This is a genomic window from Roseibium aggregatum, assembly GCF_014692675.1.
Taxonomy (GTDB): Bacteria; Pseudomonadota; Alphaproteobacteria; order Rhizobiales; family Stappiaceae; genus Roseibium; species Roseibium aggregatum_C.
This window is the reverse complement of the sequence record NZ_JABFCZ010000020.1, coordinates 109,487-130,895: the sequence shown is the minus strand read 5'-3', so window position 1 is coordinate 130,895 and position 21,409 is coordinate 109,487. Positions and strand designations below refer to the sequence as shown.

Below are 21,409 nucleotides of genomic sequence, written 5' to 3'. Positions count from 1 at the left end.
AGACCCGGATGTTTGCGAGCACATTGGCAAAGAGCGTGAGCACGACGCCCGCTCCATTGTCAGATAATTCGAGCAGAAAATGCCGATGTTTGCGAGCAGAGGCGCTTATGTTGGCAAGCCGCTACACCTAGTGCATGAGGTGCGTGCGCAGGTCGAGGTTGATGCGTCGGCTGCAAGCAAATCCTCCAACACGGCCCCGCTGCGTGATGGTGGTGATGGTGCAAAGGCATATGCGGAGGCGGTGAGTGTATATTTGGCTTTCGCGATCTCGAAATTAACAAACCTCGGCTCAACCGTGACAAGCTGGATGAGCGATCGAGGAGCCCTGCGCGAAACCTTTGCTCGCCAAGCGATTCCGATGGTCTGGGATTATGCTGAAGTCAACTTCTTCTCGAACTCAGGGGGGAATTGGTCGACGCCGGTCGATAAGATCAGCAGGGCAATTGCAGATTTCCCCGCGTCAGGAATTGGATCTGTTAAACAAGTTAATGCTGGGGAAGTGATTTATGAGGCTGGAACAGTAATTTCATCCGATCCGCCCTATTATGACAACATCGGATACGCAGACCTTTCAGATTTTTTCTTTTGCTGGCTCAAGCCTAGTCTAAAAGAAATCTATCCATCGATTTTCGGTGTTTTGGCGACGCCGAAAACTGAAGAATTGGTTGCGACCCCTTATCGGCACGGCGGTGCGGATGCAGCGGAGAAGTTTTTCCTTGAAGGAATGACGGCGGCAATTGGAAGAATGGCTGACGGAACGGCCGCAGATTTTCCCGCCACGATCTACTATGCTTTCAAGCAAAGTGAAGTTGAGCAGGAAGGAATCAGCTCAACGGGCTGGTCCACCTTTCTGCAAGCGGTTATTTCCGCTGGTTTTTCTGTGCTCGGCACATGGCCCATTCGTACCGAAAGCCCCGGGCGGCTGATCGCCAAGGGCACCAACGCCCTCGCCAATTCGGTCGTTCTCGTGTGCCGAAAGAAGGAAGCCACGGCCGAAATCATCTCACGTGCCGAATTCATCCGTGCTTTGAAACGCGAGCTGCCGCCGGCGATCGCCGAGCTTCAGGCTGCCAATATTGCGCCGGCAGACATGCCGCAGTCGGCCATCGGCCCCGGGATGGGTGTGTTCTCGCGCTACAAGGCCGTGCTGGAATCCGACGACAGCCCGATGAGCGTGAAAACTGCACTTCAGCTCATCAACCGGGAACTGGATGAATATCTCGGCGGCATCCAGGGCGAGTTCGACGCGGACACGCGGTTCGCCATCACCTGGTTTGAGCAGAATGGCATGGGCAAGGGCGAATACGGTACGGCCAACAGCATCGCCACCGCGCGCGGTATCTCTGTCGATAGCGTCAAGCACGCCGGTATCGTCGAAAGCGCCGCCGGCAAGGTCCGTATTCTCTCTCGCGACGAACTCGCCGGGGATTGGGAGCCGGAAAGTGATGGCCACCTGACGGTGTGGGAATGCCTCCAGCACCTGGTCCGCCTGCACGAGAAGGACGGCATCTCCCACGACACCGCCGTCCTGATGAAGAAGATCAACACCCAGGCCGAGGCCGTGAAGGATCTCGCCTACTGCCTTTACGACATCAGCGCTAACAAGCGGAAGGATGCCAAGGAGGCCACGGCTTACAACGCCCTGATCGCCGACTGGACCGAGCTGACAAAGGCCGCGGCGGCCATTCACGACACAAGCGGCGATCGTCAGATCCGGTTGGATATTTAAGGGGGAACGGGACGTGGCAAAAAGTACGCGCCAATATGTGTTTGAGGGGATGGAGCTGCTGCCGTCGGCGCTGATCCCCTTCGTCGAAAAGAGGCTGGAGACCTCCCTCAAGGGGCACTGGCAGGTCCAGGTTCTGGAGAAGCTGCCGAACCTGCGCCCGAACAGCAACGGCGAGGTCGGCTGGGATCAGGCCGCGCTGTTCAACGCGATGGATCGGTTCTGGGCTGAGGCGTTCAAGACCGTTCTTGGCCGTGCGGAGCGCTCGCTGGTCAACGAACTGGGCGACGTGCGCAACAAGCTGTCGCACAATGAGACTTTCACCTATGACGACGCCGAGCGCGCGCTCGATTCCATGCGTCGGCTGATGGAGGCGATCAGCGCGGGGGAAACGGCCGAGCAGCTCGGCAAGATGCGCGACACCATCCTGCGCACCAAGTTCACCGAGCTGGCGCGCAATGAGGAACGCCGGAAGACCCAGCGCCTCGAAATTTCGGTCGATACCGTGGCCGGCCTCTTGCCGTGGCGCGAGGTGGTCGAGCCGCACCAGGATGTCGCCACCGGTGAGTTCCAGCAGGCAGAGTTCGCGGCCGACCTCGCCAAGGTGCATTCGGGAAGCGCGCCGCCGGAATATCGCGATCCGCGCCAGTTCTTCAGCCGCACCTATCTGACGGAAGGGTTGAGCACGCTGCTGATCGGCGCGGCCAAGCGGCTGTCCGGCAGCGGGGGCGATCCGGTCGTCGAGCTGCAGACCAACTTCGGCGGCGGCAAGACCCACTCGATGCTGGCCCTCTATCACATGGCCGGGCCGACGCCGGTGCAGGACCTGTCGGGCCTCGATCAGTTGCTGGACAAGCTCGGCCTGACCGTGCCGAAGGCCGTCAATCGGGCGGTCCTGGTCGGCACGTCGCGAGGACCGCAGGACGTGCTCCACGCGGAAGGCGACCTGAAGATCCGCACGACCTGGGGCGAACTCGCCTGGCAGCTCGGCGGCGCAGACGCCTTCGCCATGGTGGCGGAAAATGACGCCAGCGGCATTGCGCCAGGCTCCAACCTTCTGGAGGCGCTCTTCAAGAAATATGCGCCGTGCCTGATCCTGATCGATGAATGGGTCGCCTATCTGCGCCAGATATACAAGGTCGAGGGCCTGCCGTCCGGCTCGTTCGATGCGAACCTGTCGTTCGTTCAGTCGCTGACCGAGGCGGTTAAGGCCAGCCCCGGCACGCTGCTGGTCGCCTCCTTGCCGGCGTCTCAGATCGAGGTGGGCGGCGAAGGCGGCCAGGAGGCGCTCGCGCGCCTCAAGCAGACCTTCAGCCGCGTGGAATCCTCGTGGCGGCCGGCGAGCCAGGAAGAGAGCTATGAGATCGTCCGGCGGCGGCTGTTCAAGGAAATCCCCGGCGACAAGTTCCATCATCGCGACAACACGCTGAAGCAGTTCGCCAAGCTGTACCGGGAAAACGCCAACGATTTCCCGCAAGGCTGCGCGGATGAGGATTATCGGCGCAAGCTGGAGAAGGCCTATCCGATCCATCCCGAGCTGTTCGACCAGCTCTATACGAGCTGGGGTTCGCTTGAGAAGTTCCAGCGCACGCGCGGCGTCCTGCGCCTGATGGCGCAGGCGATCCACGAACTTTGGATGAACGCAGACCCGTCAGTGATGATCATGCCGGGCAGCGTGGCGGTGAGTTCGCCGCGCGTGGAGCCGGAACTGCTCCATTATCTCGACGTGACCTGGCAGTCGATTATCGCCGGCGACGTCGATGGCACGGCCTCCACCCCGTACAAGGTCGATCAATCGGCGCCCAACCTTAACCGCTATTCGGCGACGCGCCGCGTCGCCCGCGCGATCTTCATGGGTACGGCGCCGACGCATCAGCAGCAGAACACCGGACTCGACGACAAACAGATCAATCTCGGTGTCGTGCAGCCGGGCGAGCGTCCGGCGATCTTCGGCGATGCGCTGCGCCGGCTGACCAATCAGGCCAAGTTCATGCACGCCGATCTGGGCCGCTATTGGTACTCGATGTCGGCGAGCCTTAACCGTATCGCAGCGGACAAGGCGGCGCAGATCGAGGCGGCACTGGTCGATGTGATGATCGACAGCGAACTCGGAAAATACGTGAACGGGCTTGCCGATCGCGGGCATTTCGACGCGGTTCAGGTCGCGCCGGCCTCGTCAGCCGAAGTCCCCGATGAGGCGGGCGGCGTGCGTGTCGTTGTGCTGGGGGTCCAGCATTCGCATAACGGGCGCGACGGTTCGGACGCGCTGGTCGAGGCGAAGGACATCCTCACTCAGCGCGGCAGCACGCCGCGCGTCTACCGCAACATGCTGGTGTTCATCGCTGCGGAGGCCCGCCAGCTCAGATCATCTGAAAGACGCCGTGCGCGCGTCCCTGGCGTGGGGCGAGATCGTGCGCGACACCGAGCGGCTGAACCTCACCCAGAGCGACAGTGCGCTGGCCAAGGCGAAGCTGGTCGAGGCGAACGAGACGATGAAGACGCGCCTGAAAGAGGCGTGGTGCTATCTGCACTATCCCGCCCAGGAAAGCGCACAGGCGGATTGGGAATGGGTGTCGGGCAAGATTCCGGCGCAGGACGGGCTGCTGGCCCGGGCGAGCAAGAAGCTGGTGGCCGAGGAGGGCCTGCTGACGGAATTGGGGCCGTCGCGCCTCGACCGAGACCTGCAGAAATACATCTGGAACGACAAGCCGCATTTGTCGCTCAAGGACCTGCGGGAATATCTCAACCGCTACATCTACCTGCCGCGTCTCAAGGGCCAGGACGTACTGGTCAAGGCGGTGCAGGCGGCGGTGAGTGGCATGCTGCCCGGTCCGTTCGCCTATGCCGAGCGATGGGAGGAGGGGGCCGGCACCTATCTGGGGCTGGCGATCGAGCGGGCGGCCAGCGCCGCGGTCGTGATCGACAGCGACAGCGTCATCGTGACACCGGAGGTGGCCGAAGCCCACCGCCCGGCGCCGGTGCAGCCTGGATCGGGCGACACAGCCTCGGGGCCGGGTGGTGGCACGCCGGGGCCCGATGGGCCGCCAATGGACGACGCGCCGACCACGCCTGCGCCGGAAAAGAAGCCGACGCGGTTTTCCGGCACCGTGATGATCTCGCCGGATCGTCCGGCCCGGGACATCCACCAGATTGTAGAGGCGATCGTCGAACAGCTCACCACGCTTCCGGGCAGTCAGGTGAAACTCAGGCTCGAGATCGAGGCGGAAGTGCCTGAAGGACTCGAGCGCTCCAAGGTGCGAACCTTGGTCGAGAACGCCAATACGCTCGGCTTCATCGAAAAGTCGCTGGAATAGCCGATGGGCGCAACTTGGGGTAGCCTTACACGTCGGCACAATCGCATGTGCCGACAAATCCTACTTTCTCCCGGCCGGTCCCGCCATCGACCGGGCCAAGCTTAATAACCGCCGACATGCTGGATTGTCGTTTTGCGCGGACCAGACCATGCTGAACGGCAGCACCTCACCGGCAAGCTTCCGATAAACGACCCCCGGAAACTGCGCGACGGTCGTCGCTTCACTCGTCAGAGTGAGGCCCCGACCGAGAGCGACCAGAGATAGGATATTGTCGCGGCCGACCTGCTGAGACTGAATATCGAGGTGGCGGCCGAGACCAGCAAGGTGAGCGACCAAATAGTCGTGGATCTCTTGTCCCGGCGCGACATCGCTCACGATGAACCGCTCGGAAGCCAAATCGGCCCATCCAAGTTCGGGCTTGCCCGCCAAAGGATGTTCATCAGGCAGCACCACGTAAACCTTTTCGCACCACATATGCTCCGTCTCGCATCCGTCCCATGCTGTCGTTCCCGTGATGAATGCGACGTCCAGATAAAGCTTGCGGACAGCGGCGACATGCTCGGGCGAATTTCCATCAATAATGTCGACCTGCACCTTCGGATGGCGTGACCCAAAATCTCGAAGCAAATCGAACAGAAAACCGGATGCGAGGGACGAGAATATCCCGACCTTGATCAGCCCTTGCTCCGCCCGGCCAACCGCTGCCACCTTTGTCACCCCGATATCGATCTGGCGAAGAGCATGGCGAGCGTTGCGCAGGAATTCCCGCCCGGCAACGGTCAACCGCACCCCGCCAGCATTTCGCATAAAAAGCGACGCCCCGAGTTCATCTTCGAGATCACGGATTCGTCGGCTGATGGAGGATTCCTGCACCGAAAGCGCGGCAGCAGCCTTGCGAAAACTCCCATAATCGACGGCGGCAACAAAATATCGCAACTGGTTCAGCCGGACCGCAGATGTGCCAGGTTTCCCCTCAACGACCTTCGTGAGGCTATCATCAGGCGAGGTCTGATTGTTCCCGATCACAGCCATGGTGCATCATCCGAAACAGCGTTCGGTTTCTGACGGGCACCCCGCCATCATCAACGCGAAAATCGATCTATGTGCGTTCATCGGCTCTCCGCACATCCTCAAACTAAACGACGTTCAGTTACCGAATGCTGCTTCTTGACTTCCGGCCCGTCAACGAAAAAAGTAAATGTCGTTTAGTTTTCACGACAAGTTGCAACAGGCATCGGAATGGCCCGTCCCCGGAAAGAGCAAGAACTTGATATTGCTCGTCGTACAATCGACGCAACGATCCGGCTGCTGTCGGAGCGTGGCGACCTCGACGTACCGCTGACTGCGGTCGCGCATGCCATCGGATGCACAGCGCCAGCGCTTTACGGCCATTTCCGCAACAAAAGCGCCTTATTGCGCGCCGTTCGGGACGAAGGTTTCAACCAGCTCTACAGAGAAAAGCTGGCCGTCTTCCAGCAGATGCGCGGCAATCCATTCGGCTATTTGCGTGATGGCAGCTATGCCTATGTCCGCTTTGCCCTGGAAAACCCCACGCTGTACCGGCTGATGTTCACACCGCCGCCACGGCTCGGAGTCAGCGATGATCCATGGTCGGGCGAAGCTGGAAGACAGATACTAAATCTATTGCTGACGGGACTTCGCTGCTCTCAGGGCCAAGGCTTTTTGCCCGGCATGGATCTGAGGCGCTACAGCTTCATGTTCTGGTCAACGGTACACGGCGCGGTGAGCCTCACCCTTCAGAACCGGGAAATGGACCAGTCCGCCAAATGGGATGCGACACGAAAGGCCGTCGATACGTTGATGGAAATCATCGCCGCGACGCGCCATGACTCGCGCGGCACCTCATGAGCGAGATCTTCTGGCGCTGGCAAAGCCCCGATCTGTCGCAATGAACCGTTCCAGCATCGGCACAATCAGCCTGACAGGATCGGCAGCGGGCTGGCCGGTTTCGCGAGCCAGCACTTCGGCATAGGCGGCAAGATCGCGGTGCAGCGGCCCCGGCAGTTCCACCGTCACCTTCACGGGCTTGTCTTCGATGAGGGGGCCGAGTTTCAGCTTCGTCATGGTCAGTTCCTGTAAGGTTCGAGTACGAGATCGCGGGTAACGATGACCCTGACCGGGTAGCCCGGCCGGATCGTCAGGGTCGGCGCGACCTGCAACTGGCGCTGGACGATCTGTTGCCCGGCCTGATTGATGGTATCCTGCGCTCCGTCGCGGATGGCGCGGATCAGGCGATCCTCGTCGTCGGTCGCCAGTTCCGTGCCGATGCCGAGCAGCGTGGACAGCCCCGCCGCTTTCATCAGATCCCACCAGTGGTAATCAACGCCATCTTCCAGCCCGGCATTGCCGGAAGCGTCCGCACCGGGCTGGCGCTCCAGCACGATGGAGCGGCCGTTGGGCAGGATCAGGCGGTTCCAGACCAGCAGCACGCGGCGCTGACCGAATTGCACGCCCGCATCATACTGGCCGATGATGCGGGTTCCTTGCGGGATCAGCAGCAGACTGCCGGTCGGACTGTCATAGACACTCTCCGTCACCTGCGCGGTGATCTGCCCCGGCAGATCAGAGCGGATGCCGGTAATCATCGCCGCCGGAATCACTGCCCCGGCCTGCAGGATGTAGGGCGAGGCAGGCGCCATGATCCGATCCATGGCAACGGTCTGCCGATCCACAGGACCATTGAGGAAAGCTGTGTGCCGGTCCTGCGTTTCAGGTTGGGCACCAAGGTCCGGCCCCACAAGCCCCGGAATCGTTGAGCCAGCTGTCGTCGCCACTCTTGGCCCGGACTGGAAGAACACGGTGCTAAGACGTGCGGCTTCTTCCTCGGCAAGCCGGCGCTCTTCGGCAGGATCGCGGGCAGGCGTCGCCATGGCGGGCGGCGTGACGGGCTGACCCCGGTTCTGGGCATCCAGGATCGGGCCACCGAGATCGCCCGGCAATGCCGGCCCCAGGACCGGCCCGGTATAATCCTTCGGCAGACCTGCCAGTCCATCTGCCGTGGCGCGGTTCTCGGTCGAATAGAGTTCTTCACCGTTTCCGCTCATATCGCGCGTCTGGAGCGCATAGATCAGCGCCCCGCCGATGCCGAGGAGCGCAACAGCTCCGGCACCGGCCAGCATCTTGCGCGACAGGCGCGTGACGCGCGGCGGCTCGGCACGCAGACGCATCGGCGTTGGGTTGGTGGTAGCCTCTTCACTCATGACGGTTGCTCTCCGGCTTTAGCGGGCTGGGCAGCTTGTCTTTGCTCGATGCGAACGATCCTGACCGTCTGCTGCTGCTTGCCGCTACCAAGACGCAGCTCAGCCGCTCCGAACAGCCGATCGACGATCAAGATGTTCTGGTGAACACGGGAATTGACGATCTGGGTCTCGCCCTCGGAACCGATGACGAAAATCGGTGGCATCTCTCCCTGCACGATGCCGCGCGGGAAAACGACATAGACACGGCGGCCATCATCGAAGACGGAAATCGGCCGCCATGGCGGCGTATCTCCAGTCAGGCTGTAACGATAGTTGCGTGCCGCCTCGACCGGGATGATGGGTGCTGCCGGAACGGTCTGGCGCTGACCGGCAGGCAGCGCCGGATAAGACCAGGATACGGACGGCATGTAGAGCGCCTCACGGGCGCGCAGCTCGATCATGTAGGTGCGCCGATCGGTCGTCACCACGAGATTGGTTGAGATGTCGGATCGGGATGGTTTGACGAGAATATGGACCCGGCGCGACGTACCGCTCCCGCTCTCGGTATCGCCAATGATCCAGCGGGCGGTGTCTCCCGCCGCGATTGGTCCCGCGCCGGTCAGGCTTTCGCCCGGCTCCAGCGCTACATTGGTGATCTGTCCTGGTGCTGCATAGACCTGATAGAGCGCGCCTTCCGACCAGGGATAGATCTGGATGGCGTTATAGTAACCCTCGCGGCGCGGCTCGACGCGGGCGGCGGCATTGGCGTTCTCGACGCGGCCTGCCGGTGTTCCGGCAGCAGTGCCGCCGCGTGCGACCGTCCAGGCCGGCGGCGTGTGAAGCGGCCGAGGCCGGTCATCCGTGACAGCGGTCGGCACGACGGGCAACGCCGGCACATCGGCATCATAGCTGAACTGCGGCGCTTTGTTGGTGGCGCAGCCGGCGAGCATGGTGGCCGAAAGCAACAAAGCCGCGAAGGCGGGTTTACGGAAAACCGGCAAGGCGGAATTGCGGGAAGACGCGATGGTCATTGGCTCATCTCCCGCGACCATGAAATTGCATTGACGTAGATGCCGAGCGGATTGGCGCGCAGACGCTCGGCATCGCGCGGGGTCTGGATCACGATGGTCAGGATCGCGGTCCAGCGCTCGGTCGTGGAAAGCTGCCCGTTCTCGTAATGGCGCTCGGTCCAGGCGACGCGGAAACTGTCGTTCGAGGCGCGGATGACGCTGGAAACTTCGACTGCGATCTGCTGGCGGCCGACACGGGTGAACGGATCGTTGGCGCGGGCATAGTCGTTGAGCGCGGCCGCTCCCCTATCTGTGGTGAACTCATAGGCGCGCAGCCAGTTCTGGCGCACGATGATGGCATCCGCCGGGATCGAGCGCGTCTGCTCGATGAAACGGCCAAGATGGAAGGCGATCTGCGGATCGGTCGGGCGGTAATCGGCCGTGGCTGCGGTGATGGCCTGGGCCTGGCCGAGATTATCGACCTGCACCACCCAGGGCACGACCGTCCCGCGCGCCGATTGCCAGACCAGAGCAGAGGCGAAACCGGCCGAGAGGATCAGTGAGCCGAAGGCCATGATGCGCCAGTTCTTAGCCTGCACGCGAGCCGAACCGATACGCTCGTCCCAGGCCTGGGCAGCTTTCTGATAGGGCGTCTCGGGTTCGGGCGATTTGCCGTAATGGGCCGATGGACGTTTGAAGATGTTCATGAGCGGTCACTTTCAGAAAGATTGATGGAGGAGCCGCCGCCATGGCTGTCGCCAGCGCGCACGGCATGGGCGGCCATCGACGTGCCGTGACTGAGTGTCTGCTTGCGCTGCATCTGCTTTGCCCATGCCGGAGAGCCGCCAGCCTGCGCGGCGGGCGATGGGCCAGCACTCGCGGCCTCGCTGGCACCTCCGACAGTTCCAGCCGTGGAAGAGCCACCAGTGACGCCGAAGCCGGCACGCGCTCCATCGGAAAAGCTGGACGTGACGCTTTCCGATGCCTTCGAGGCGGCGCGCTTCAGGGGCGATGCGGCAGCAGAGCCTGCGGCACGGGCAACACCGCCCAGACCGGAGGCAACACCGGCAGCGCCGGACTGGCCAAGCGAGCCGACACTGTAGGCGGCGCTCGCCGCACCTGCGGCGGCAGCACCACCACGGACAGCCGCAGCTCCACCCGACAGCGCCGCTGTCCCTCCCTTCGCGGCCATGCCTGCGGCAGCGCCGCCGGCAAGCATCATGCCGCCAGCGGCAAGGCCGGTTCCAACAGCCGCACCTGCGCCAAGCTGCGGGCCGCCAGAAACCAGACCGGACGCGATGCCAGGACCGAAGATGCCGAGGCCGAGAAGGGAAAGGGCGGCCAGCACGATCGCCATGGCGTCGTCGATGGTCGGCGTCACGCCGCCGAAGCCTGCCGTGAATTGGCTAAATAGGGTTGATCCGATGCCGATGATGACGGCCAGGACCAGCACCTTGATGCCGGAGGAAACGACATTGCCAAGAACGCGCTCGGCAATGAAGGCAGTCTTGCCGAAGAGACCAAAGGGGATCAGCACAAAACCGGCCAGCGTGGTCAGCTTGAACTCAATCAGGGTGACAAAGAGCTGCACGGCGAGAATGAAGAAGGCGAGCAGCACCAGCGCCCAGGCGAACATCAGGCAGGCGATCTGGATGAAGTTCTCGAAGAAGGACCAGTAGCCCATCATATCCGAGATGGATTCGAGCAGCGGGCGACCGGCATCGAGGCCGGTCTGCGCCACCTTGCCGGGCCGCAGTAGATCGGCGGCGGAAAAGCTGGTGCCCGAACCTTTCAGGCCAAGACCAGCGAAGCTGTCGAAGATGATCTGGGCGAGATTGTTCCAGTTGCCGATCAGGTATGCGAAGACACCGACAAAAAGCGTCTTCTTGACGAGGCGTGCGATGATGTCGTCATCCGCACCCCAGGACCAGAAGAGTGCGGCCAGCGTCACGTCGATGACGATTAGCGTGGTGGCGATGAAGGCGACCTCGCCGCCAAGCAGGCCGAAGCCGCTGTCGATATAGCTGGTGAAGACGCCCAGGAAATTGTCGATGACGCCGGTGCCGCCCATGGTTCACTGACCCCCGTTCTGATGCGGGGCGGCGGGCACCGGCGTCCGGCCGAGGAACCGGTCGCGGTTCTCGGCCCAGATGGCGAGGCAGTCGGGATCGTTCACGGCTGCCTCGCCAAGTTGCTGGCAGTGGCGCAGGCTCTGGCGCAGTGGATCGGCAGGCGCCTGAAGCGCCGGGGCCGGACGGGGCTGGGCTGGTTCGTCCTCGCGTGTCATTTCGATCACCGTCGCGGTGATGGCGATGGCCACGAATATGATCGCGCCCAGCCGCGCCAGCATCTTGCCGTCCATGTCGCGCCCCTCCTGTCCGGTCAGTTGTTGCCGTTGCCGAACATCCGGGCATTGCCAGGCTGATAGCCCGATCCCGGCGTCAGAAAGCGCTCGCGCAGGATGCGGCCCTGTTCGGCGGCGGTGGCACGCTCGGCCTCGATCAGGGCTTCGGAGCGACCATTGGCGGACATCAGCGCGATCAGGTCGGAAAGCTGCTGCGACTGGAGCGCGAGAAGCTGATTGCCCGCCTGTGTCGCCTGCAACGCGCCGGTCGCGTTCTGGCTCTGCCCGACAAGGGCGGACATTTCAGCGCGGTTGGTGTCAATATTTCCGACGACACCGGCCTGCACGCGCATGGCGTCCTGCAAGCCGCCGACCGTATTCTGCCAGCGGGACCGCGCATCGGCGACGAGCTGGGCGTCGGTCGCGGACAGCGAAACCTTGCCGTATTTCTGTTGGAACACCTGGTCGACGTTCTGCACGTCGAAGGCAATGTTCTGCGCCTGAGCCAGAAGCTGCTGCGTGCGCTGGACGTTCTGCTGCAAAGTCTGGAGCGAGGAATACGGCAGATTGGCAAGATTCTTCGCCTGATTGATGAGCATCTGCGCTTCATTCTGAAGCGAGGTGATCTGGTGGTTGATCTGCTCCAGCGTACGGGCGGCGGTTAGAAGGTTCTGGGCATAGTTGGTCGGATCATAGACGATGCGGCCGAAGCCAAAAGCGTGAGCGGGGCTTGTCAGCATGGGCGACAGTGCAACAGGCATGGCGAGCGTCAGCGCCAGCACGGATGCACTGACATATCGGGAAACGGGGATACGGATCATGGCAGGGTCTCCTTTTCTTGGCTGTCATCTGGATGGATTTGATCCGGCGCGACCGGCCGAGCAGGCTCTGTCCGTTCGACAAGATTGGTAAGGTTCGGGATCAGATCGACGGCCCATTCGACGCCGCGATCGCGCAGCCAGGCCGCGAGAAAACCGTCCTGCCCATGCTCGGCGACGAGTTCGGCGATACGGGTCTGATCGGATTTGGATGATGCGGCGCAGAGCGCGAGACCGACTTCGCTGAGGCCAAGCTCGAACAGGCGATTGCCGCGCCGCGATTGGCAGTAGTAGTCCCGCTTGGGCGTGGCCCGCGCGAGGATCTCGATTTGCCGGTCATTGAGGCCGAAGCGGCGGTAGATTGCCGTGATCTGCGGCTCGATGGCGCGTTCATTCGGGAGAAGCAGCCGCGTCGGGCAGCTTTCGATGATGGCGGGCGCGATATTGCTGCCGTCAATGTCCGAGAGCGACTGCGTGGCGAAGATGACGGAAGCGTTCTTCTTCCTGAGTGTCTTCAGCCATTCGCGGAGCTGATTGGCGAACCCCTCATCATCGAGCGCCAGCCAGCCTTCGTCGATGATGAGCAGGGTTGGCCGACCGTCGAGCCGGTCGCCGATCCGATGAAACAGATAGGACAGGACGGCAGGCGCAGCCCCAGTGCCGACCAGCCCCTCGATCTCGAAGGCCTGTACATCGGCTGATCCGAGATGTTCGGCCTCGGCGTCGAGCAACCGGCCATAGGCGCCGCCAATGCAGTATGGGCGCAACGCCTGTTTCAGATCGTTGGATTGCAGCAGCACGGCAAGGCCGGTGATGGTCCGTTCCCCCGCCGGGGCGGATGCCAGCGATGTCAGTGCCGTCCAGATGTGCTCCTTCACCTCCGGCGTGATGGTCATGCCTTCACGCATCAGGATCGCGGCGATCCAGTCAGCGGCCCATGACCGCTCATAGGCATCATCGATCTGCGCCAGCGGTTGCAGGGAAACGGAAACCTCCGATCCCTCGGTCAACCCACCGCCGAGATCATGCCAGTCGCCCCCCATGGCGAGCGCGGATGCCCGGATCGATCCCCCGAAATCGAAAGCGAAAATCTGGCTGCGATCATAGCGGCGAAATTGCAACGCCATCAGCGCCAGCAGCACGGACTTGCCCGCGCCGGTCGGGCCGACGACGAGGGTATGGCCCACGTCGCCGACATGAAGGGAAAGCCGGAACGGAGTCGAACCTTCGGTCTTGCCGTACAGCAAGGGGGGCGCTCCGAGATGTTCGTTCCGTTCCGGCCCCGCCCACACGGCCGATAGAGGGATCATGTGGGCGAGGTTGAGCGTCGAGATCGGCGGCTGCCGGACATTGGCGTAGGCATGTCCGGGGATCGAGCCTAGCCAGGCATCGACGGCATTGACAGTTTCCGGCATGGCCGTGAAGTCACGGCCCTGAATGATCTTCTCGACCAGACGCAGCTTCTCGTCGGCGATACGGGGGTCGGCGTCCCAGACGGTGACGGTTGCTGTGACATAGGCCATGCCGGCGACGTCAGCGCCCAGTTCCTGCAAGGCCATGTCGGCATCGAGCGCCTTGTTGGACGCATCGGTGTCCACCAGCGCCGATTGCTCGTTGGTCATCACCTCCTTGAGGATCGCGGCGATGGATTTTCTCTTGGCGAACCATTGACGGCGGATTTTGGTGAGGAGTTTCGTCGCGTCCGTCTTGTCCATCAGGATGGCGCGGGTGGACCAGCGATACGGGAACGCGAGCCGGTTCATCTCGTCGAGCAGGCCGGGCGTGGTCGCTGTCGGAAAGCCGATAATGGTCAGGACGCGCAGATGCTTGTCACCAAGGCGCGGTTCCAGACCGCCAGTCAGCGGCTGATCGGCCAGCAGCGCATCGAGGTGCATGGGCACTTCGGGTACGCGGACACGATGGCGGTTCGTGGAAATCGTGGAATGGAGATAGGTCAGCGTGCCCGCGTCATCGATCCAGTGGCATTCGGGCATGAAGCCGTCGAGCAGCGCCAGCACGCGGTCGGTGCGGTCGATGAAGCCGCGCATCAGCTCCCATGGATTGACGCCGGATTGCTCACGGCCCTCGTAGAGCCAGGTCTCGGCGCGAGCTGCATCTTCGGCGGGTGGCAGCCAGAGGAAGGTCAGGAAGTAACCTGACACGAAATGCGTGCCCGCTTCCTCAAAGGCAGCCTTGCGCTCGGCATCGACCAGAGCGGAAGCCGGATCAGGAAATTGGCTGCCGGGATAGATCGCGGCTTCGCTTCGTTGAGCCTCAACAAAGATCGACCAGCCGGAGCCGAGGCGGCGCACGGCGTTGTTGATGCGCCCGGCGACCGCGACCAGCTCGGCGGCGACAGCGGAATCCAGATCCGGCCCGCGAAACTTCGCTGTCCTCTGGAAACTGCCGTCCTTGTTCAGCACGACGCCCGAGCCAACGAGCGCGGCCCAGGGCAGGAAATCCGCGAGGCGGGTGGCGGTACGGCGATATTCGGTGAGGTTCATCATGGGCGCGCCTTCACACCGACAGATGACCGGGGATGCGCAGATGCCTGCGGCCCACCTCGACAAAAAGCGGATCGCGTTTGGCAGCCCATACCGCGAGGAAATGTCCGACCGCCCAGATGGCGATGCCAACCAGCCAGAGACGAAGGCCGAGGCCGACGGCGCCGGCCAGCGTGCCGTTGACGATGGCAATCGAACGCGGTGCGCCGCCGAGCAGGATATGCTCGGTCAGCGCCCGGTGAACCGGGATGGAGAAGCCCGGCACCGCATCGAGCTGTTCAAACCCGCCCGCCATCAGATGAGCGCCCCGCCGCCGAACGAGAAGAACGACAGGAAGAAGCTCGACGCAGCGAAGGCGATGGACAGGCCGAAGACGATCTGGATCAGGCGGCGGAAGCCGCCGGAGGTATCGCCAAAGGCCAACGCCAGGCCGGTGGCGATGATGACGATGACGGCGATGATCTTGGCGACAGGACCTTCTATCGACTGGAGGATCGACTGAAGCGGGGCCTCCCAGGGCATGGAGGAGCCGGAGGCGTGTGCGGCAGGCGCCAGCATCAGACTGATGGAAACAGTGGCAGCGGCGGTTGCCATGATGCGGCAGCCGCGTGAAATCGTGCGGATCATGAAGGGTTTCCTTTCGGGGTGGTTGCCAAAGTAATGGGATGCGTGATGGCGTAGTCGCCGTCCGCTCCCAGCCCATCGACGCGGGCGAGTTCGACCAGGCGGCGGGACGATCCACGTCCGGCAAGAACGGCGACAAGGTCGATGGTCTCGGCGATCAGGGCGCGCGGGACGGTGACGACGGCTTCCTGGATGAGCTGCTCGAGGCGTCGCAGCGCGCCAATGCCGGAACCGGCATGGATGGTGCCGATCCCGCCCGGATGGCCGGTGCCCCAGGCTTTAAGGAGGTCGAGAGCTTCGGACCCGCGCACCTCGCCGACCGGGATGCGATCCGGGCGCAGGCGTAGCGACGAACGCACCAGATCGGAGAGCGTCGCCACGCCATCTTTGGTGCGCATCGCGACCAGATTGGGCGCGGCGCATTGCAGTTCGCGCGTGTCTTCAATGATCACGACGCGATCCGAAGTCTTGGCGACTTCTGCCAGCAGCGCGTTGGTCAGCGTGGTCTTGCCAGTGGAGGTGCCGCCCGCGACGAGGATATTGGCCCGCGTGGCGACGTTCAGGCGCAACACCTCGGCCTGATGGCTGGTCATGATCCCGGCGTTTACATAGTCGTCGAGCGTGAACACCGCGACGGCGGGCTTGCGGATGGCAAAGGTCGGCGCCGTGACGACAGGCGGCAGCAACCCTTCGAAGCGCTCTCCGGTCTCAGGCAGTTCGGCCGATACACGCGGACTTCGGGTATGAACTTCGACGCCAACATGATGGGCGACCAGCCTGACGATCCGCTCGCCATCAGCCGCAGACAGCCTCTCTCCCGTATCGGCCAGACCTTCGGAGAGCCGATCCACCCAGATGCGGCCATCGGGATTCAGCATCACCTCGACCACACCGGGATCTTCCAGAAACCGGGCAATCGATGCCCCGAGCGCGGTGCGCAGCATCCGCGCACCACGCGCAATCGTCTCGGGTTTCTGATGTGATGCGGTCATGGCGGCCCCGTTCATGGCGGGACGCGCAAAAGACGGACCCCGGATTGGGGTCGATTAAAAGAACCTGATTTAGGGCCGTTTCAACAGATGTTTGTGCGCGTGCGGGCATCGGCGGCTGACGGCGGCAAATCGGATGGATCGAACGTTCAGGGCTGGTTTCCATCGGCTTCAGACTGGCCTTGCGACGAAAGATCGGGAAGCGAATCCATATCCCGCGACAACTCTTTCAGGAACCTGTCGCCGGAAGCCAGGCGCTTGCCCAGCGTCTGCATGAAGCCTTCGAAGCGCTCGTTGCCCTTGATGCGCGCCGATTGTTTCGCGCTATCTGACAGCGGCGGCGTCATGGTGAGCCAGAATTGTACGAACAGCGAAAGCGTCTCGCCGAGGATGGCGACATCTTCGTCCAGCATATCGAACTGGCGGCCAAGCTTATCCAGGCGTCGCGACATTGCGGCTTCTAGCCGTTCGGTCGTGTCACCGGACAGGAAGGATGCGACCGCAGCCTCGATCACTGCGGATTTTGAAACATTGCGACGCAGCGCCAGACCCTCGACCTGCTTCAGCAGATCCGAGGAGAAGTAGACATTCATGCGGGTGCGACTCGTCATGCCTGTCTTCCTTCTCAAAGCTCGATGCCGTCATTTGGGTCGAGTGACGCCTGCCGCGCGACCATGCGCATCCGCTGACGCATGGCGCGGGCTTTGGCGGCATCGACGTCGGGCTCATCATCGAGAAAATCAAACTCCTGCGATGGCGGCGGTGGTGGCGGGATGATTTCCTCATGCTCGGGAAGCTCCGGCTCACGACGGATACCGGCATTGGCAGGATCGTCGTCGGACGTGTTCGACGTGGGGCCGTGGCCGGCCGCGGCCGCAACAACACGGCTCGTCCAGTCGTCTGGCGCCGATGTTACCATCTTCACCGACGGCTTGCGCAGATCGGGCGGCGGCAACACCCGTTCCTGAAACCGCGTATCGGCGTAATAGCGCGCCTTAGCCGCGCGGATCGGCGGCACGCCCGCCACCATGACGATCTCGTCGGTTGGCGGAAGCTGCATGATTTCGCCGGGCGTCAGGAGTGGCCGCGCCGTTTCCTGCCGTGAAACCATGAGATGCCCGAGCCATGGCGCGAGGCGATGACCGGCATAGTTGGTGGAATCGCGCATTTCTGTCGCCGTGCCGAGCGCATCACTGATCCGTTTGGCGGTGCGTTCATCATTGGCAGCAAAGGCGACACGCACATGGCAGTTGTCGAGAATGGCGTTGTTCTGTCCATAGGCCCGCTCGATCTGGTTGAGCGACTGCGCGATCAGGAACGCTTTGAGGCCGTAGCCGGCCATGAAGGCGAGCGCCGATTCAAAGAAATCAAGCCGCCCGAGCGCGGGGAACTCGTCCAGCATCAACAGGAGACGGTGGCGTTTTTCGGTGGTTTCCAGCTCCTCGGTCAGCCGCCGCCCGACCTGATTGAGGATCAGACGGATCAGCGGTTTGGTCCGGTTGATGTCCGAGGGCGGTACGACGAGGTAGAGGCTGACGGTTTTTTTTGCTCCGACCAGATCAGCAATGCGCCAGTCGCAGCGGGCCGTCACGCGGGCCACGACCGGATCTCGGTAGAGGCCGAGAAAGGACATCGCCGTGGACAGCACACCGGAGCGTTCGTTCTCGGATTTGTTCAACAGCTCGCGTGCCGACGAAGCGATGACGGGATGCACACCGGCTTCGCCCAGATGCGGTGTGTCCATCATGGCGCGCAAGGTTGCCTCGACCGGACGGCGGGGATCGGACAGAAAACTCGCGACGCCGGCCAGCGTCTTGTCCTTCTCGGCATAGAGTACATGCAGGATGGCGCCGACCAGTAGCGAATGGCTGGTCTTTTCCCAGTGGTTGCGCTTGTCGAGACTGCCCTCGGGATCGACCAGAATATCCGCGATGTTCTGGACATCGCGGACTTCCCACTCCCCCTGACGGACTTCCAGCAGCGGGTTGTAAGCTGCGGAATGCACATTGGTCGGATCGAACAGCAGGACGCGGCCGTGATGGGACCGGAAGCCGGCCGTCAGATTCCAGTTCTCACCCTTGATGTCGTGCACGATGCAACTTCCCGGCCAGGTCAGCAGCGTCGGCACAACGAGACCGACGCCTTTGCCTGATCGGGTGGGCGCGAAACAAAGGACATGCTCGGGGCCGTCGTGCCGGAGATAGTCCTTGCTGTGCCTGCCAAGGACCACGCCATCGGGACCGAGCAGTCCGGCAGCATGGATTTCCTTGTCTTCGGCCCATCGCGCCGAACCGTAGGTGGCGACGTTGCGCGCCTCGCGCGCCCGGATGATCGACATGAAAAAAGCGGCGGCGATAGCGAACAACGCCCCGGACGTGGCGATGAACGCGCCCTCGGTGAAAATACCGGGCGCATAGGCGTCATAGGAAAACCACCACCAGAAGAAGGCCGGAGGATAATAGACCGGCCATCCCGCAACATCGAACCATGGATTGCCGAGCTGGGGCTGAAAGCCAAGGCGGAAGGCCACCCATTGTGTCGAAGTCCAGACCATCACCAGGACAATGGTGAATACGACAATGATCTGGCCCCAGAGTATTCGGCCACCACGCATACAGGCTCCAATCGGCAAGAGAGTCGGAGCCGATCAAAGAATAGACGTTTTCGAAAGCGGCAATAGGAAAAGCAGGGGTGCCGTGTTGCCGGATACTATCGGCGGCACATCGGACAGGCCCTTTCAGATGCCGATGTCGACAGAACAATTTGCGAGGTGCCAGATCGGCAAAGGCTCAAATCCCGAGCCCTCGTGTTCGCCCCATTTGCCACGATACCGATCCACCCTGCACGATGCCCGCAATCTCGCGGCCGAGCTGGCGGTCGATCACTGGCCGCCATGGGACAAGAGTGAACTCGTGGCTCTTTTCGACAATGGCGAACTTGCCGCTCGATAGATGTGCGGTCCCGGTGAACTTGCCGCTGATATTTTCGCCATCGGCAGCCGCCCGGAACGGCAAGCCTTTGCTGCTGGCCATTTCCGCACCGACGCGGGCCACTTCCCTTTCTCGCAGATTGGCGAGCAGGTTGCGCCGATAGAGGATGCGTCCATTCTGCTGCCGCGTGGCATCGCCCTGTGCGATATGGTGTTCACGCCGCTGGTCCATAGCCTCGCGCACCTGCTGGCCGAACCCTGCCGGGGTAAGGTCCGAGGCGTCCGGTGTGACCAATCGCCGGTCGAGCCAGGTCGCGCCATCGGACCCAATCTGCTTTTCCAGATCGAAGGTCGAGACGACACGGATGCTGGCCTGCCGGTTGCGACCGGCATCATAGGCGGTGGCGCGGCTCTCGAAGTCTTCGGGGATGTGCCACTGGTCGGCGTCGATCCGCTCGGCAATCCCGGCCCGGCGTAGCGATTCCAATCGCCGGACATGGGCATCGACATAGCCCTCATAATCGCCACCCGGCACACGTCCCTCGAACTTCGCCTGTTCGAGGTGGCGGCTCGGTCGGTAGATACCATTTTCCGAGATCGCAGCGATGGTGCGATCAGAGGGACGTTGTGCTGTATCGGCGGGACCGACTTCCACGATGCTGCCGATCCGGGCATCTTCGACGCGGGCCGGATCAATGCCGGGAAGATGGTGTGTTCGCCCGTCGATGCCGTCCACCACGAGCGTCAGGTTCTCGCCCATCTCGTCGGTGGGATATTTGTCCACGACGCGGCCGGTGATGGGCGCCGCGGGTGCGGCATCGTGAAGCTGGAAGGTCATCGGATCACGTTCCTGCCCATCGGCCTTCAGCGCCTTGTGCATGTTGCGGATGATGTCACCGCGCTCACCGAGTTCACGCAGCGCCGGTTCCATCTTCGCGCCAAGCTCCCAGACGCCGGGTGCATGTTCCGTAGCCAGCCCCATCTTTTCCAGCTTGGCGAGACGGCGCAGGCGAAGTGTGCGGTTGAACTGGCGGCGTGCATCTGCCGGTTCGTGGCGCAGATCGAGGAACCTTTCTTCGGCTTCCTCGGTCATGGCGCGGTCGATGCGCGTGAAGCGGTCCTGATCGATTTCGGCAGACAGCTTGCGGCTCTGCTCGATCTCGGTCACGGGGCCGAGTTCCAGCGTGGTCAGTTCGCTCGCCCGCTCACGAATACCATTGGCGAGATAGTCGCCATTGATAACCAGGTTCTCGCCCAGATCGTCCTTCCCCCGAACAATGACATGGACATGGGGATGGCCGGTATTGTGGTGATTGACCGCCACCCAATCGAGTTTCGTGCCAAGGTCGGCCTCGATGCGGCTCATCAGATCGCGGGTGTGGTCGGTGAGATCGGAAAGATCGGCGGCATCCTCGGGCGAGACGATGAAGCGGAACTGGTGGCGATCATCCTTGCCGCGATCAAGGAAGGCATCTCCATCAGCGCGGTCCTCGGTCGCCGAATAGAGCTGGCCACGTTCGCCATCGCGCGAGGTGCCGTCGCGCTGGATGTAGCGCAGATGGGCAGCCCCTTTGCCATTCTTCCACGCGCTCTGGGCATAACGGGTCTTGACGACGACGCGGCGCACGCCGGCCGCACTGTGCCGCCAGCCGCCCGACAGCGTTCGGACGCGGACAAAGGCCGCACCACGGCCACGCTTGACGCCCGGACCTTTGCCGGCCCGCGATGCCTTCCCACTCTTTCCAGCCGAACCAGATGAAGGCGACGAGTAGGTCCGTGATGCGAATGATGATGATCTGCCGGGGCGGTTGCTATGCTGACGCGCCAGCTTCTTTGCCTGCGTCAGAAAGCTCTTCGCCTTGCCCGCCTTCGGCACGTCCGACCTGATGCGGCCAGGCTTCGGGAGAAAGCGGTTCTCGTCGTCGCCACTCATCATCGTATCCGAAGCCGT

At 62.6% G+C, this 21,409-nt stretch carries 18 protein-coding genes; 3 read left to right on the top strand and 15 right to left on the bottom strand.

Annotated features, from left to right (window positions below; translation table 11 throughout):
• Positions 1–79 precede the first annotated feature (79 nt).
• Both HK439_RS18250 and HK439_RS18245 read left to right on the top strand, forming a co-directional pair.
• On the top strand, positions 80–1,729 hold the full coding sequence (locus HK439_RS18250; RefSeq protein ID WP_235987996.1) for a DUF1156 domain-containing protein: 1,650 nt from the start codon (positions 80–82) through the stop codon (positions 1,727–1,729).
• Positions 1,730–1,742: 13 nt separating this feature from the next.
• Positions 1,743–4,961 (top strand): DUF499 domain-containing protein, encoded by a 3,219-nt coding sequence (locus HK439_RS18245; RefSeq protein WP_328804192.1) that lies wholly within the window; start codon positions 1,743–1,745, stop codon positions 4,959–4,961.
• A 139-nt stretch (positions 4,962–5,100) separates the two neighbouring features.
• Here the strand turns inward: HK439_RS18245 and HK439_RS18240 are convergent, their stop codons facing one another.
• Complete coding sequence (locus HK439_RS18240; RefSeq protein ID WP_038148823.1) at positions 5,101–6,072, bottom strand: LysR family transcriptional regulator; 972 nt, start codon at positions 6,070–6,072, stop codon at positions 5,101–5,103.
• A gap of 207 nt (positions 6,073–6,279) precedes the next feature.
• Between HK439_RS18240 and HK439_RS18235 the strand changes: the two genes are divergently transcribed.
• The gene (locus tag HK439_RS18235; RefSeq protein WP_038148824.1) at positions 6,280–6,909 is read left to right on the top strand and encodes a TetR/AcrR family transcriptional regulator; all 630 of its coding nucleotides are present in this window, start codon (positions 6,280–6,282) and stop codon (positions 6,907–6,909) included.
• Here the strand turns inward: HK439_RS18235 and HK439_RS18230 are convergent.
• The 14 genes from HK439_RS18230 to HK439_RS26965 all read right to left on the bottom strand — a co-directional run bounded on the left by HK439_RS18230 (position 6,904) and on the right by HK439_RS26965 (position 20,551).
• On the bottom strand, positions 6,904–7,125 hold the full coding sequence (locus tag HK439_RS18230) for a DUF2274 domain-containing protein (protein ID WP_038148826.1): 222 nt from the start codon (positions 7,123–7,125) through the stop codon (positions 6,904–6,906). The genes HK439_RS18235 and HK439_RS18230 overlap by 6 nt on opposite strands.
• 2 nt (positions 7,126–7,127) lie before the next feature.
• On the bottom strand, positions 7,128–8,261 hold the full coding sequence (locus HK439_RS18225) for a TrbI/VirB10 family protein (RefSeq protein WP_190292904.1): 1,134 nt from the start codon (positions 8,259–8,261) through the stop codon (positions 7,128–7,130).
• Positions 8,258–9,271 (bottom strand): P-type conjugative transfer protein TrbG, encoded by a 1,014-nt coding sequence (gene trbG, locus HK439_RS18220; RefSeq protein ID WP_038148831.1) that lies wholly within the window; start codon positions 9,269–9,271, stop codon positions 8,258–8,260. The genes HK439_RS18225 and trbG overlap by 4 nt, the downstream gene beginning before the upstream one ends.
• Positions 9,268–9,957, bottom strand: a complete 690-nt coding sequence (gene trbF, locus HK439_RS18215) for a conjugal transfer protein TrbF (protein ID WP_038148833.1) — start codon at positions 9,955–9,957, stop codon at positions 9,268–9,270. Before trbF ends, trbG begins: the two co-directional genes overlap by 4 nt.
• Entirely contained in the window at positions 9,954–11,321 is a 1,368-nt protein-coding gene (trbL, locus tag HK439_RS18210; protein ID WP_038148834.1) for a P-type conjugative transfer protein TrbL, read from the bottom strand. Before trbL ends, trbF begins: the two co-directional genes overlap by 4 nt.
• A 3-nt stretch (positions 11,322–11,324) precedes the next feature.
• Positions 11,325–11,612, bottom strand: a complete 288-nt coding sequence (gene trbK-alt, locus HK439_RS18205) for a putative entry exclusion protein TrbK-alt (protein ID WP_038148836.1) — start codon at positions 11,610–11,612, stop codon at positions 11,325–11,327.
• Positions 11,613–11,632: 20 nt separating this feature from the next.
• On the bottom strand, positions 11,633–12,415 hold the full coding sequence (gene trbJ, locus HK439_RS18200; protein ID WP_038148837.1) for a P-type conjugative transfer protein TrbJ: 783 nt from the start codon (positions 12,413–12,415) through the stop codon (positions 11,633–11,635).
• On the bottom strand, positions 12,412–14,919 hold the full coding sequence (gene trbE, locus HK439_RS18195) for a conjugal transfer protein TrbE (RefSeq protein ID WP_038148840.1): 2,508 nt from the start codon (positions 14,917–14,919) through the stop codon (positions 12,412–12,414). Before trbE ends, trbJ begins: the two co-directional genes overlap by 4 nt.
• 10 nt (positions 14,920–14,929) lie before the next feature.
• Positions 14,930–15,211, bottom strand: coding sequence for a VirB3 family type IV secretion system protein (locus tag HK439_RS18190; RefSeq protein WP_009450537.1), 282 nt, complete (start codon positions 15,209–15,211; stop codon positions 14,930–14,932).
• Positions 15,211–15,543, bottom strand: coding sequence for a TrbC/VirB2 family protein (locus HK439_RS18185; protein WP_009450539.1), 333 nt, complete (start codon positions 15,541–15,543; stop codon positions 15,211–15,213). Before HK439_RS18185 ends, HK439_RS18190 begins: the two co-directional genes overlap by 1 nt.
• Positions 15,540–16,532 carry a P-type conjugative transfer ATPase TrbB gene (trbB, locus tag HK439_RS18180; protein ID WP_038148842.1) on the bottom strand — a complete coding sequence of 331 codons (993 nt, stop codon included), beginning with the start codon at positions 16,530–16,532 and terminating at the stop codon, positions 15,540–15,542. Before trbB ends, HK439_RS18185 begins: the two co-directional genes overlap by 4 nt.
• A gap of 146 nt (positions 16,533–16,678) precedes the next feature.
• Positions 16,679–17,140, bottom strand: a complete 462-nt coding sequence (locus HK439_RS18175; protein WP_038146325.1) for a CopG family transcriptional regulator — start codon at positions 17,138–17,140, stop codon at positions 16,679–16,681.
• Positions 17,141–17,154: 14 nt separating this feature from the next.
• A complete protein-coding gene (locus HK439_RS18170) occupies positions 17,155–19,143 on the bottom strand; it encodes a conjugal transfer protein TraG (RefSeq protein WP_038146330.1) in 1,989 nt (662 codons plus the stop codon).
• Between the two features lie 175 nt (positions 19,144–19,318).
• Positions 19,319–20,551: a DUF3363 domain-containing protein gene (locus tag HK439_RS26965; protein ID WP_268877523.1), complete on the bottom strand. Its 1,233-nt coding sequence runs from the start codon at positions 20,549–20,551 to the stop codon at positions 19,319–19,321.
• Between the last annotated feature and the right edge of the window lie 858 nt (positions 20,552–21,409).